The sequence below is a fragment of the Rapidithrix thailandica genome (assembly GCF_039710355.1).
GTDB lineage: Bacteria > Bacteroidota > Bacteroidia > Cytophagales > Flammeovirgaceae > Rapidithrix > Rapidithrix thailandica.
This window is the reverse complement of the sequence record NZ_JBDKWZ010000018.1, coordinates 47,907-62,015: the sequence shown is the minus strand read 5'-3', so window position 1 is coordinate 62,015 and position 14,109 is coordinate 47,907. Positions and strand designations below refer to the sequence as shown.

Annotated in this window: 10 protein-coding genes; 5 read left to right on the top strand and 5 right to left on the bottom strand. The window is 43.7% G+C overall.

Features of this window, described 5'->3' with window-relative positions:
* Positions 1-17: 17 nt before the first annotated feature.
* Positions 18-416, bottom strand: coding sequence for a hypothetical protein (locus tag AAG747_RS23830; protein ID WP_346823756.1), 399 nt, complete (start codon positions 414-416; stop codon positions 18-20).
* 174 nt (positions 417-590) lie between these two features.
* Positions 591-896, bottom strand: a complete 306-nt coding sequence (locus AAG747_RS23825) for an SCP2 sterol-binding domain-containing protein (protein ID WP_346823755.1) — start codon at positions 894-896, stop codon at positions 591-593.
* 202 nt (positions 897-1,098) lie between these two features.
* Between AAG747_RS23825 and AAG747_RS23820 the strand changes: the two genes are divergently transcribed.
* Entirely contained in the window at positions 1,099-1,575 is a 477-nt protein-coding gene (locus AAG747_RS23820) for a GNAT family N-acetyltransferase (protein WP_346823754.1), read from the top strand.
* A 96-nt stretch (positions 1,576-1,671) separates the two neighbouring features.
* Here AAG747_RS23820 and AAG747_RS23815 read toward each other — a convergent pair whose 3' ends face one another.
* Positions 1,672-2,400, bottom strand: a complete 729-nt coding sequence (locus AAG747_RS23815; RefSeq protein WP_346823753.1) for a glycosyltransferase family 2 protein — start codon at positions 2,398-2,400, stop codon at positions 1,672-1,674.
* Positions 2,401-2,633: 233 nt separating this feature from the next.
* Here AAG747_RS23815 and AAG747_RS23810 point away from each other — a divergent pair, with 233 nt between their 5' ends.
* Positions 2,634-5,813, top strand: a complete 3,180-nt coding sequence (locus AAG747_RS23810; protein ID WP_346823752.1) for a PQQ-dependent sugar dehydrogenase — start codon at positions 2,634-2,636, stop codon at positions 5,811-5,813.
* A gap of 274 nt (positions 5,814-6,087) precedes the next feature.
* Here the strand turns inward: AAG747_RS23810 and AAG747_RS23805 are convergent, their stop codons facing one another.
* The gene (locus AAG747_RS23805; protein WP_346823751.1) at positions 6,088-8,391 is read right to left on the bottom strand and encodes a glycosyl hydrolase family 95 catalytic domain-containing protein; all 2,304 of its coding nucleotides are present in this window, start codon (positions 8,389-8,391) and stop codon (positions 6,088-6,090) included.
* Positions 8,392-8,706: 315 nt separating this feature from the next.
* Here AAG747_RS23805 and AAG747_RS23800 point away from each other — a divergent pair, with 315 nt between their 5' ends.
* Positions 8,707-9,735: an agmatine deiminase family protein gene (locus tag AAG747_RS23800; RefSeq protein WP_346823750.1), complete on the top strand. Its 1,029-nt coding sequence runs from the start codon at positions 8,707-8,709 to the stop codon at positions 9,733-9,735.
* Between the two features lie 59 nt (positions 9,736-9,794).
* Here the strand turns inward: AAG747_RS23800 and AAG747_RS23795 are convergent, their stop codons facing one another.
* Positions 9,795-11,366 carry an NAD(P)/FAD-dependent oxidoreductase gene (locus tag AAG747_RS23795; protein WP_346823749.1) on the bottom strand — a complete coding sequence of 524 codons (1,572 nt, stop codon included), beginning with the start codon at positions 11,364-11,366 and terminating at the stop codon, positions 9,795-9,797.
* Between the two features lie 322 nt (positions 11,367-11,688).
* Here AAG747_RS23795 and AAG747_RS23790 point away from each other — a divergent pair, with 322 nt between their 5' ends.
* Together AAG747_RS23790 and AAG747_RS23785 are read left to right on the top strand one after the other, a co-directional pair.
* Positions 11,689-13,311, top strand: a complete 1,623-nt coding sequence (locus AAG747_RS23790; protein WP_346823748.1) for an aminopeptidase — start codon at positions 11,689-11,691, stop codon at positions 13,309-13,311.
* Positions 13,312-13,322: 11 nt separating this feature from the next.
* Positions 13,323-13,910: a Crp/Fnr family transcriptional regulator gene (locus tag AAG747_RS23785; protein WP_346823747.1), complete on the top strand. Its 588-nt coding sequence runs from the start codon at positions 13,323-13,325 to the stop codon at positions 13,908-13,910.
* The last annotated feature ends 199 nt before the right edge of the window (positions 13,911-14,109 follow it).

Sequence of the window (14,109 nt, the reverse complement as noted above, 5' to 3'; positions counted from 1 at the left end):
CCGGGCTTTACTTTGGACTATTTACCAAAAGGGTATTTTTTGAAGGAGATGGTTCCCATACCGTTTTTTTCAAAGCTCGCCAGGCAGTTGGGTTTGAAATCATTGGTAAAGTGATCGGGTTCCAGGTTCAGTTCTTCCGGTGAGCTTGTACCGGTAGCAAAAAAGAACACCTTTGTCGTACCGTATTTGGTATGAGGCATCAACTTTCCGTATTTTTCCATTTCGCTCCAGAGTGTATCCGATACACTGACTGCATAAATTCTTTGTACAGGCCCGGTATTATTTTCATTTCTGATAAAGCTGACTTCTTGAAAATCGCCCTTCAGATCATTGACCCCTGGTTGGGTGAATGTTTCCCAAAAAACGTAAATCAGCAAGACCGGGAGGGTGACCCACAAAACATGTTTGAGTTTCATTGCAATATTCTTTGTTTCCTGGGCAAGGTTCGTAACTGTATACCAGAATCTCAGCTTTTAGTGAGAAAAAATTGAAAAAATCCACCACTACTAGTTTTGACGGTGTCCATAAACTCATAAAAAGGTAGAAGAACCTTGCACTTTCCACAAAAAAACTGAAAAGTGCAAGGGAGGTTATTGCTTGCTTTCCACAAATTTGGCGACTTTCATCGCGACTCCCATACTGCCATCCACTTTCATCTTTCCTGTCATAAATGCCATGGTAACGTTAAGCTGACCATCCAGAAATTTATTGGCATTGTTTAACGACATATGAATGGTTGTATCCGCATCCTTATCCTCGTTGGAAACCTGATCCGGTTGTTGGGTGGCATCGACATGTACCACTCCCTCTTCAAAAGCAAATTTGACTTTGTAATTGATGTTGCTGCCATCTTTAACCAGGTCTTTTACCCGGTCCGTAAATGTAAGTAGTGACATAGTTGTTCAATGTTTAAGGTGATGATTCATAACAAATATATTAATTTTAAGGGCAAGGAAAAGGGAGCGTGAAGAAAGTAAATACCTTTTGCGGTTTTCTATTCAGATTTCTTATCATGAACAGAAAGAGCTGTTTATAAAAGTAAAGAAGTGCGTTGCGCTACTCTTACATAGTAAAACGAAAGATAAAACTAAGGCTGATATGGCAGATATGTTGGTTAAATTGTATACACTACCTTCGGTAGAAGAAGCGATAAAAAAATTAAAAGCCAATGGCATTACTGTCCGGAGAGCTCTGGTACCGGAAAAACACTTTGTGACGAATTGGGTGGGAAAACACTTTAGTCAATATTGGCAAAGTGAATGTGAAGTAGCTTTTTCAAGACAACCTGTAAGTTGTTATCTGGCTTTGGAACAAGGAAAGATTATTGGTTTTGCCTGTTACGAAGTGACTTGTAAAAACTTTTTCGGCCCCACAGGAGTATTGGAGTCACACCGAGGAAAAGGATTGGGCAAAGTGCTACTGGTAAAGGCCTTGGAAGCTATGAAAGAATTGGGCTATGGATATGCTATTATTGGCGGAGTAGGGCCTGCCGATTTTTATACCCGTGCTGTAGGTGCGATGTTAATTGAGAATTCGGAGCCGGGGGTTTATGAAGGATTGATAAGAGACAAGTGAACAATCATTCAGAAGCATTCATAGTGAATTTCTTACCTGATGTTTGTGATGTGTTTATACCTTCTTCAATCCCTAATTACTTGAATCCTCCCCACTTTATCCAAATAGATTGTACCGTAAGATGCAATACAATGCCCAAAAGCCATCTTTCCAGGTGATTTTTTTGCCTTCCTTATAAGTCCGGCCGTAGTAGGAGATGCCGATTTCATAAATCCGGATGCCTTTGATTTTGCTGATTTTTGCAGTGATTTCCGGTTCAAAACCAAATCCTTTTTCTTTCAATTGCAACGATTGCAGGTATTCGGTGCGAAACAGTTTATAACATGTTTCTATATCTGTCAGGTTGAGGTCTGTCATCAGATTGGAAAGAAATGTGATAAAACGGTTGCCCACGTAGTGCCAGAAATACAAAGTGCGGTGAGGACGGTTGCCAATAAAACGCGAACCGTATACAACATCCGCAAATCCTTCTACCATTGGTTGTAGCAAGAGGTTGTATTCCCGGGGATCGTATTCCAGGTCGGCATCTTGTATAATTAAGTAATTCCCACGTGCCTGTTGCAATCCTGTATGGAGAGCCGCCCCTTTTCCTTGGTTGGAAGTGTGATAAAGGTACTTTACAGTCAAAGAAGGATGCTTTTGTTGAAACCGGGTTACCACCGACTTACTGTCGTCTTCCGAACCGTCATTGATTACGATAATTTCCTTCCGTATGCCTTCAAAGAGCTCTACATCTGCGATTTTTTCGAGGATCAGGCCCAGTGTTTTTTCTTCATTGTAAACAGGAATGAGAATGGATAACAAGGCGGCTTGAGTGTGTTGCATTGGATCTTGGCTTAGTCAAACAACAAAAGTTGTAAAAATTTATGGGAAATCATACTACCCTTTTTTCTTACGGAGGAGTTGAAAGGGGGACAAGTCGGGCGTTTGTCCAAACCTTTAGGGGGTTTGCAGGTTTATATTTTTCAAAATCCATGTATGACAATGATTAAAAACTAACCGTAATTCCCTAATTTTAAACCTTTCTGACTACCAACTTTTTATACGATAAGACGAAAATGAAAAGAATCGCTTACTTACTTTTGCTATGCAGTTTGATTGCCTGCCAAGAAAGATTGACCGAAGAACGGCTTTTCATTATTTTTCAAGCCGAATATGTCGCTTCGGCTGAAAAGCTCATGGCACTGGCTCAAGAAGAAGGTATCAAGGCCGATACTTCTTCGAATTTGCAAATGCTCACAGAAAAGAAGTTACAACAGCAAAGTACTGTATGTGTATTGGGAATCCCCGGAAAGCATTTGAGCCAAGAGCAACAACTTGACTTGGAGCGTTACATTCAGGCGGGAGGGGCTTTGTTGGCAATGGAAACCCAACTCATTCCCGAATATAAGTGGCCCTGGCATCATCGTTTGATGAGTCAATTGGCTCCGGAATCCCAACCCGAATCCTATTTTACTTCCGTTCATTTATCTACAGAGGCAACGGCCGATACCGAAAATATCCGAAGACTTTCCTATGAAGGAGGCCGGGTTGCCATGGTAAAATCAGTAAAATCTTTAGAGACAAAGGCTTTTAAAGAACTGATGACCTATGCCATTGGAGAAAATACCCTGAACTATGAAAAATGCCGTACCCAACGCATGCCGGACGAGAAGCGTTTTGTGGCGGTAACCCTGGATGATCAACTGAACGAACCCATGGAGTTGGATGTAACTCCCGATCTCAAAGTGATCTATATAGAGCGGGAAGGAAAGGTGAAGATGTACGATCCCGAAAGTGGAAAAACCAAGCTCTTGGCAAATTTTGAGGTACATACGGAGGGTAATTATGAAGATGGTATGTTGGGTATGGCCCTTGATCCCAATTTTGCGTTTAACGGATGGATTTACTTCTATTATTCTCCGGTAGGCGATGAACCGAAGCAGGTCTTGAGCCGGTTTTTGATGTCGGGAGACAGTTTGATTATGGCCTCTGAGCGAATCATACTGGAAGTTCCCGTTCAAAGGGAAACTTGTTGCCATTCGGGTGGCTCTATTGAATTCGGTTCGGATGGTTTATTGTATCTTTCTACGGGAGACAATACCAGCTCCAAAGAATCCAACGGTTATTCTCCATTGGACGAACGGCCTGGAAGAGGGCCGTTCGATGCTCAAAAATCTTCCGGAAACACCAATGATCTCCGTGGAAAAATCCTGCGGATCAAAGTTCATCCGGACGGCTCTTACAGCATTCCGGATGGGAATCTGTTTGCAAAAGACAGTCAAAGCGGGAAGCCGGAAATTTATGTGATGGGAGCCCGTAATCCTTTTCGTATCTCTATAGATCCCAAAACACATTATGTTTATTGGGGAGATGTAGGCCCGGATTCGGGTGTGGATAGTGAGCAAGGGCCGCAAAGTTATGACGAATGGAACCAGGCAAAAAGCCCGGGCAATTACGGATGGCCGTATTTTGTAGGAGATAATAAAGCCTATCCGGACTTTGACTTTGTGAGCAATACTCCGGGGACGTATTTTGATCCCGAACATCCTGTGAACGAATCGCCCAATAACACCGGGGCAAGGGAATTACCTCCTGCGCGCAAAGCCATGATCTGGTACCCTTATAGCCGTTCGGAAATTTGGCCCATCCTGGATAAGGGCTCGCGAAGTGCCATGGCGGGGCCGGTATATTATTCCGATAGGTATCAGAAGTCCGGTCGCAATTTCCCCAGTTACTACAATGGAAAGCTATTTATCTATGAATGGGCCCGGAGTTGGATCAAAGTGGTCTCATTTGATGAGAATGGCGATCCGGAGAAAATCGAAAACTTTTTACCAAACGTCAAAATTTCCAAACCTATTGACATGGTATTCGGCCCGGACGGTGCCATGTACGTTTTGGAATACGGACAAAATTACTTTGCCAATAACGAAGATGCCCGCCTTCTGCGAATCGAATATGCGGAAGGAAACCGTAAACCTATTGCGAAAATCGAAGCCAGTACACAAGTAGGGGCGGCGCCCTTGAAAGTGGAATTTTCGGCTGTGGCCTCATTTGATTTTGATGAAGAAGACACGTTGAGTTACCAGTGGCAATTTGTGCCAGAAGGAGATGCGCAACATACAGGCATCCAAACTTCTTATACTTTTGAAACACCAGGAGTTTACCATCCTGTACTAACCGTTACAGACCCGGAAGGAAAAAGCGCAAGCACTCAGGTGGAAATCAGAGTAGGGAATGAGCGGCCCGAAGTGGAAATTTCTTTTGAAGATAACCGGAGTTTTTATTTTGAAAATAAAGCTGTGGCCTATCATGTAAAGGTCAATGACAAAGAGGATGGACAAGTCTCTCCTGAGCAAATACAGATTCAATTTGGCTTTTTGCCACAAGGGAAAGATTTGGCTTTATTAGGAGGGAAACTGGATAATTTTAACCCGCATTTACAAGGTAAAAAATTGATGGAGGGAAGTGATTGCGCTTCTTGTCATTCCTTGGACAAGTCCTCTATAGGCCCTAGCTATTTGGCCATTGCCGAACGTTATCAAAAGGAGCGCAGTGTGGTTTCTGTATTGGCTAAAAAAATTATTACCGGAGGAAATGGTGTTTGGGGACATAGCCTGATGGCGGCCCATCCACAGCATTCGATGGAAGAAACAGGCAAAATGGTAGAGTACATTCTTTCTTTAACCGAAGAAGGCGCTAAGGGAATGGGCTTGCCTGCCGAAGGAACCTTGGATTTGGATAAACACCAGCTTGACAATGAGTCGGGGATGTATATTTTTAAAGCAATGTATACAGATAAAGGTGCGAATGAGATGCCGGCACTTACCGGACAAAAGTTGATTGCCTTGCGTCATCCGAAGTTACAAGCCGAAGAGTACGATGAAATTCATATGGCTCAACGACAACGGCCTAATGGTGGGGATTTCGGATATATCAACAAAGTAACGGATGGGGCTTATATTGCCTATCATCAGGTTGATTTGTCGCAGATTACCCGTTTGAGTTATCGCTACCGCACCCGGGTAGGAGGGAACATTGAAATACGCTTGGGAAGTGCCGAGGGTAAATTAGTAGCCACGCACAGTATTCCTTCCTCTGATGGTCAGGATTATGAAGAAAAAACATTTGACCTCCCGCTAAGCCAAGGGATTCACAATGTTTATTTTGTGTTTCGCCAACACGAAGGAGAGGCTGACCGCCCGATGTTGTTTTTGGATTGGATTTATTTCCGGAAAGGAGAGGAAAGTTTGTAATAGAATGATATTATTTAACCTTTCAAGGTTTCAAGGATGATGTTTATAAGTGAAGTGGTTTAAACTTATAGTTTTTGACCGAAAATGGAATCAAAATCGTCTCATCAAGGCACTTTTTGAAGAGAATAGCCAAAGCTATTGTTGAGAAAAGTAACACAGAGGAGGCGTTTTTGAAACATTTTTCAGGAATAAGAAAAAGTTTAATTCACTTCAGTGTTTTAAACAGTCCTTTGGTTGAAACCTTGAAAGGTTTATTGATTACATGCTCTAGGACTTAGAGTTGTTTCAACGTAATCTTCATTCCTGCCTTTGTCTCAATTTCGAGTCGTTCACCTTTCTGTTGAACCTGACCGGAATCAAGGCCCTCAGTTTTAAACTCCCCGTCAAACGGATTCTGTAAAATCAACACTCCGCCTTTTTCCACTTGTATTTCCACTTTAACGACCTTTCCGGCTTGCTTGCGGGCGGAGATGACAAAAGCTCCTTGTGCCCTTAATTGTTCGAAAGCTACCTCTTGCCAGTCGGCCGGAATGGCTGGAAATAAACGGACAACCCCACTATGACTTTGAATCAACATCTCCTGAATGCCGGAAGCAAATGCAAAGTTACCCTCTAAGGTAAAAGGACGGTAGGTGAATTTGGAAAAGCCTTTTCCCGACTGATCACCATTGACATGAAAAGAGTTGGGTAAGCAAAAAGACTTTGCAAATGTTTTGAGCGCTTTTGCCGCTCCTTCACCGTCCATTGCGCGGGCCTTTAAGTTGCCCAGCCAACTGAAGGAATACCCCACCCACCAATCAGAGCCTTTTTCCTCCAGGTTGTTTAAGGTTTTGCGGATGATTTCCCGGTCTTTTGCCCCGTTGGACCAATCCACCAAGCCTAAGGGATGAAAGCCCATTAAGTGAGAAAAATGACGGTGGGAGCTTTCATAAGGATGTTCCGGGGCGAAGGTCAAGCCACTTTCCGGATCAATATCCAGTTCAGGCCATTCGGCCAGGATTGCTTTCCATTTACGGGCCTCTTTTTCTTTGCCCAGTTCCGTAGCCAGTTCTGCCGCCTTGTCAAAGGTCCAACGGATTAGGGCAAGGTCGAAATTGGTCGTTTGTCCGAACCAAGCCTCCCGGGAGTTATCGTGAATTTCAGGGCTGGAACTGATGGGCAGTTTACGCATTCCTTGTTCCTCCTTTACGGAAAGTTCGTCAAAGTGTATTGCCACTTCTTTGAGCCAGGGGTAGGCTTTTTCTTCCAAAAACACTGGGTCCATACTGTACCGCCAATGCCAGTAGAAATGCTGAGCTAACCAAGCGGATACCGTAGGGCCAAAGGAATATTGTATCCAACCGCCCATGGGTTGGCCCTCCAGCGTGGTTACTCCGGGCACATTAAGTCCGTTTGTTTCAAAGTAGTTCTTGGTGTATTCCTTAAAAGTGTTCCGGTGTTTCCAAAGCCAATCGATAAAGCCCTGTTCTTCTTCCAAATGATTGCCACTGTAAGCAGGCCAATAACTCAATTGTGTATTTAAATCATGGTGAAAATCGCCTTTCCAAGGGGGGAGCTTGCCGTTGTCAGCCGTCCAGACGGCTTGTAAGGAGATGGGAGGTGCGCCCTGCCGGGCGGCCGAACCGAATTTGTATATTTCGCGGTACCATTGTTTTTCAAGGATTTTATCCGGAAGCTCAATACTGGATTTGCTCCAAAAGTGCTTCCACCATTGACGGTGAGATTGCCAGGCGGAGGAAAAGCCTCCATTCATTGCCACTTCGGTAGCTTCAAGCGCTGTATCTTGTTTTTCCCATTGAGGATATTCGGAGTGGATACTCCAGCAGCCCAGTATTCCTTTTTCCGTTTTTTGCCAGCGGGTCGTCACCTGATACCGGAAACCACCCCAGCCTTCTTGTTCATAGACAAGGCTGTTTTCCCCCTTGGTAATTTTTCCTTTGGGATAACCCAACCTGCGTAAATCTTGCCCCTCTACCGGGTTGGTTTCTCCGGCTTCTCCTTCCAGGCTGTAGGCCGGGGCAATGATTTCGGGAGAAACCTTTGCTCCTTCAAAATAAAACCAACCGATAGGCTCTGTGGCATGAACAAAGGATAGCATTTTTGCTCCGTTTTTCCAGTGGATTTCACTGATGGCTTCTTTAAGGTGCAATTGTACTGATGCTACCTCTCCTAATGCTTGGATATCAAATTCCAAAGCCCCCGCCGGAATTTTAGAAGGTGCCGGCGATTTGTCGTAAGGTACATCAAATTGCTGTTGTACTTCCCGGTAGTTGTTGTTTTTCCATTGTTCGTATACCCAATGAAACTTCATCTTTTCGGAGTCTAGGTTTTCCATTGGGCGCAAATCCCAGAGGTCGGCACGGTCGAGCGAGAGGCGTAGGTTCTTGCCTTTTTGCCAGAGCAAAGCACCTACCATTCCATTGCCCAAAGGAAGGGCTTCGTCCCAGCGGGAAGGTAGTTGAGAAAAAGATAGGTCATGAGGGGTGGCGGTGATTGCTTCGGGATAATCATTCGGTTGACAAGCAGCCAGGAAAATGGAGAGTAGTAAGGTGTAAATGACTGTAAAATGGATTTTCATATTTTTGAAGTTATAAGATATTTATGGAGGGTTTATTTGTTGGAGTTAAAATAGAATTTTTGTCCTGAAATTAAAAAAACTGTCCCCTCATTTATGTGATGAAAGATGTTTTGAGTAAGCTGATGAGATGTATCCTAAAAGCGAAGGCTGTATTGAATTTTACTATCGAATGTATTTGTGTACTAACAAACCCAAAAAAAATCAACTGAATTTCAATCCCAAATCTCATTATCATTTGCCAACTTCCTAATATTGCAGTCTGTAAGAAGTAGTCAATAAACCTGTTGATGCCGCTTTGTACGTGAGATAATAAGAATGAATACGATAAAGAAAATTTTGCCGGCCGAATGGGCAACTCAAAGTGCTGTGATGTTGACTTGGCCTCATACCCAAACCGATTGGGTGGAACTATTGGATGAAGTACTCCCTGCGTTTGTGCAAATTGCCAAAGAGATTAGCCAGAGGCAGCAACTGTTGATCGTTTGTGCGGACAAGTGCCAAATCCAAAAACAATTGACCGGATGTAACCTATCCAATATCCGTTTGGTGGAGGTGCCATCCAACGATACCTGGGCCAGAGATCATGGGCCGTTGACTATCCGGGAAGGAGAGCAATGGAAACTGTTAAACTTCGAGTTTAACGGTTGGGGGCAAAAGTTTGAAGCGGCCTTAGACAATGAAATCACCAAACATCTGTTTGACCAGTCAGTGTTTCAGCCGGAAGTCCTTTTGGAAAATATTCCTTTTGTATTGGAAGGAGGCTCGGTGGAATCGGATGGAAAAGGAACCATTATGACCACCACTCAGTGTATGCTCTCACCGTTTCGCAATCCGGGTTTTACAAAAGAGCAAATTGAGGAAAAAGTCAAGGCTTATTTTGGCGCCGAACGGGTTCTTTGGCTGGAAAACGGGCACTTGGAAGGTGATGATACAGACGCACATATTGACACCTTGGCCCGCTTTTGTGATGCCGAAACCATTGCCTATGTACAGTGTACGGATCGCCAAGAACCGCATTATGAAGGCTTGAAAAAAATGGAAGAGGAGCTTCAACAGTTCCGTACAGCCTCAGGGATGCCTTATCGTCTGGTTCCCTTGCCATTTGCTACGGCCGTGTATAATGAGGACGGAGAACGGCTACCTGCCACCTATGCCAATTTTTTGATTATCAACGGAGCCATCTTAGCCCCGGTATACGGAGCCCAAGAAGATGAAGAAGTAATACAGGCTTTGCAAGTTGCTTTTCCCAAACATGAAATTATTCCGGTGAATTGCCGGGCTGTTATTGAACAAAACGGCTCATTGCATTGCCTGACCATGCAGTTTCCGGAGGGTGTTTTATAACCAAAATTTGTATGACAGCAACTGAAGGAAACCGTGGTTTCCTTCAGTTGCTGTCCGGCTTATCTCCCAAAATATTTTTCCATTACCCTTTCGGCAACTCGTTCCCCGTCCATGGCGGCAGAGGCAATCCCTCCGGCATAGCCAGCTCCTTCTCCACAAGGGTATAAACCTTTGACTTGGGTATGTTCCAAGGTTTCCCGGTCGCGTGGGATACGCACAGGAGAGGAGGTACGGCTTTCCACACCTACAATTTGTGCTTCATTGGTCAGGTAGCCCCGCATCTTTTTCCCAAACTGAACAAAACCGTATTTCAAACGGTGGCTGATGGCTTGTGGCAACACTTCCCGCATATCTACGGAAGTTAACCCCGGCTTATAGGAAGTTTCTAAAAGTTGTGAAGATATTTTTCCATTGACAAAGTCAGCCATCAGTTGGGCTGGAGCAGTTTGGCCGCCCCCGGCTATTTGACAAGCCGTTTGTTCGATGCGTTTTTGAAATTCCAAACCGGCCAAAGGACCGTATTGAGCAAAAGGACGCAGATCGCCTTCGTCTATAGCAACTACAATGCCTGAATTGGCAAATTTGGAATCTCTGCGGGAAGGAGACATTCCGTTGACCACTACCTCTCCAGGGGCTGTGGCAGCGGGTACGATAAATCCTCCAGGGCACATGCAGAAGGAAAACACACCTTTTTTTACCCCCTTGAAGCCTACCTGGCTTACCAAAGAGTAAGCCGCTGCGGGCAAGAGTCCCCGGTTATTGCAATGGTATTGGATTTTGTCAATCAGGCTCTGTGCATGTTCGATCCTGACGCCCAACGCAAAAGGCTTCCGCTCAATAAGAATGTTTTTTTGATGCAAAAGGCCGAAGATATCCCTGGCACTATGTCCAGTAGCCAGAACTACTGCCCTGGCTAGCAAGGTATCACCATGTTGGGTTTTTACTCCTTTGATTTTTTCACCTTCCAAAAGAAAATCGGTGACTTTGGTATCAAAATGCACCTCTCCTCCTGCTTGTAAGATGGTTTCACGGATAGCTGCCACAATTTTGGGCAGCTTATTGGTGCCAATATGCGGATGGGCATCAATCAGAATTTCTTCCCTGGCGCCATGTGCCACAAAGATTTCCAGAATACGTCTGAAATCGCCTCTTTTTTTGGATCGTGTATATAATTTTCCATCCGAATAAGTGCCGGCTCCTCCTTCTCCAAAACAGTAATTGGATTCAGGATTGACAATATGTTCTTTGTTAATGGCGGCTAAGTCCCTTCTCCGGCTCTGTACGTCTTTCCCCCTTTCCAATACGATGGGCTTAATGCCCAACTCGATGAACCGCAAGGCTGCAAACATCCCTGCAGGTCCCGCACCAATGATGATGGCCGGATCTGCTTTGGAAACATCAGAGTATTCAAAGGTTTGGGAAAGTAGTTTGTCGGGCTCTTGGTTGACATAGAGGTCTGCTTGGAGGTTTACTTTTACTTTCCGGGAACGGGCATCTATGGAACGGTTGGTCAGTTGAATTGTGATGGAATCGGAACCTGCAAGCCCCTCTTTATTGATGACAAACGTCTCCAGTTTCTCCGGGTCAAAGGCTATCTCCGGTGCAAGTGTGTATTGTACGGATTTTTTCATGTGTTTTGGATGTGTCAAATAAAGCTGCCTTTCGATGGCAGAATTCATACAAGGCAAAATTAGGAGAAGCAGATATGAAAATCACGTATTGTAAGGAGAAACTGACTGTCATTTCTCAAAAAATCTCCTTAATTTCTTCCTGGTCAATTCCTGTTTGAAAAAGCTTAAAAGTGGATTTCCCACCAGAATCTTATAAATTGCCAACAGAATTCTACTGATTTATCAGAAAATAGTGCTCAAATTCGATGGGCATTGGGTCGGATCTCCGGGGTACAATTTGTTCTTCTGATGGCAGTATGGTGGTTGAATTAACTAATAAAAGATGTCCTTTATTCTCAAGCCGTTATTCAGGTTTATTCTTTGGTTATTTAACTGGAAGGTAGTAAATAACCGACCCAAACACCTGAAAAAATGTGTGATCATCGTAGCTCCTCATACGAGTAATTGGGATTTCCCTATTACTGCTTTGGCTCGTTCGGTGTTGGATTTAGGTTGGGCAAAGTTTATTGCCAAGCACACCTTGTTCAAGCCTCCTTTGGGTCAATTCTTTCATTGGCTGGGAGGGATTCCTGTGGACCGTTCCAAACGCAATAGCCTGGTGGAGCAAGTGGCAGAAGAAATCAACCGGCATGAAAAGATATTTGTCGCCATTGCTCCGGAAGGAACCCGAAGCCATGTAGAGGATTGGAAGAGTGGGTTTTACCATATTGCCCGTGAAGCCAAGGTGCCCATACTTTGCGGCTATGTGGATTATTACCGCCAGGAAGTAGGGGTGGATAATTTGTTTTATCCCACGGATAATAAAGAAGAAGATATTCAAAAACTCAAAGAGTTCTATACCCAAAAAATTCCTAAAACTCCAGCGCTTTCCAGTGTTCAGCATCCGGAAATGCCGCCCAAAAAGAAATGGAAAAATTGGCTGAAATCTTTTTTGAAGATCGGTGTAACGGTTTTAATAGGCTATTTGCTTTGGAATTTTTCTCTGGTGGTATATGGGGTCAGGCAGGGATACGGGCAGTTAAATATCTTGTGGAAAGCCCAACCGGTAGGGGTGTTTTTGAATGATCGTACGTATCCCGATTCATTGAAAAACCGTATTGAACTGATTCGGGAAATCAAACAATTTACTGTGGATTCGTTGGGACTGGACCCCTCGGGCAGCTATGAAAAAATGTATGATCAACAAGGTAATCCCGTGCTTTGGGTGGTGACGGCTTGCGAGCCTTTTGCCCTCAAAGCCAAAAGCTGGGACTTTCCTTTGTTGGGCAAAACGAGTTATAAAGGCTATTTCAATCATCAACTGGCCATAGAACTGGAACAAGAGCTCAAATCCAAGGGCTATGATACCAGCATTCGAGAAGTGAACGCCTGGTCCACATTGGGCATTCTGAACGATCCTATTCTTTCGAGCTTCTTGTATAGGGATATAGGCGACCTGGCCAATTTGATTATCCACGAACTGACCCACGGAACGTTGTATGTAAAAGGAAATACTCAATATAATGAAAACCTGGCCAGCTTTGTCGGGGACGAAGGGGCAAAACTGTATTTGAAGGGGAAATACGGGGAGAACTCTCCGGAATTTCTGCGCTATCATCAACAAAAAGAAGACCGGGAGACATTTTCAAAATATATTTTGTCGGTAGCGAAGGAGCTTGACTTGCTATATGCTTCCTTTGAGGAACACCATAGTCCGGAGGAAAAACGAGTGCATAAAGAGGCTTTTATTCAACGGGCTTGCACTGTACCCGACTCTTTGTTTTTTCATAACAAAAGGTATTATTCGTATTTTCAAAAGTTCAAGCCTAATAACACCTATTTTATGGGGTACAAGCGGTATAGAGGAGACCAAAATCAATTCAAAGAAGAGTTTGAACAAAAGTTTAACCGCGATTTTAAAGCCTATTTAACGTATTTAAAAGAAAAATATCCATCGGTATTTTAGAAAAAAAATCCATGAATCTGTTTTTTCAACATCTTAGTAAGTACGGCCGGTTAAAACCTGAGCTGAATGAATTGTTTGAAAAAAAACTACGCCTGAAAGTGTTGGACAAAGATGAAATGTATCTTAGAGAAGGCGAGCATGAAAAACATATCTGCTTTGTGGAGCAAGGCCTTTTATCGTACTATTTTTTGGATAGGGAAGGAAATATGGTGATTAAGAAGTTCTTTTCCGAAGGGGAATTTGTTGCTTCTCTTTCCAGTGTGGTCAGTAAGATGCCAAGCAAGTTTGTGATTCAAGCGTTAGAAACCTGCCGATTATGGGAGTTGCCTTATGACTATTACCGGGAACTTATGAAAACACATTTGGATTTGGCTTTGTTGCAAATCAACTACCTGGAACAGCGTTGGGTACTTCAAAAAGAGATGAATGAGATTAAGCTGAAAGCTACAGATGCCAAAGTCCGTTATTTGGAATTTTTGAAAAGTTATCCTCATCTGAAAAACCGCTTACGACAGCACCAGATTGCTTCGTATTTAGGAGTCACTCCTACACAACTTAGCCGGATCCGGGCGCAGTTATCCGATAACAAAGAGTTGTAATCAAAAAGCACAAAACCGGGCTATTGCTCAATGGCTACTTGTAAGAAAAACAGGTGTACTTTTTACTTACACCTGTTTCTCTTTTTCAAGGGAGGGTATTCCAGCTCGTTTACCTTTGTTTTAATAAAGATGAACAAATGCCTGCCAGATTTAGTATTTGTTAAATATTAGAGAGTGTGAGGGGCTGTATTTTCTTTCT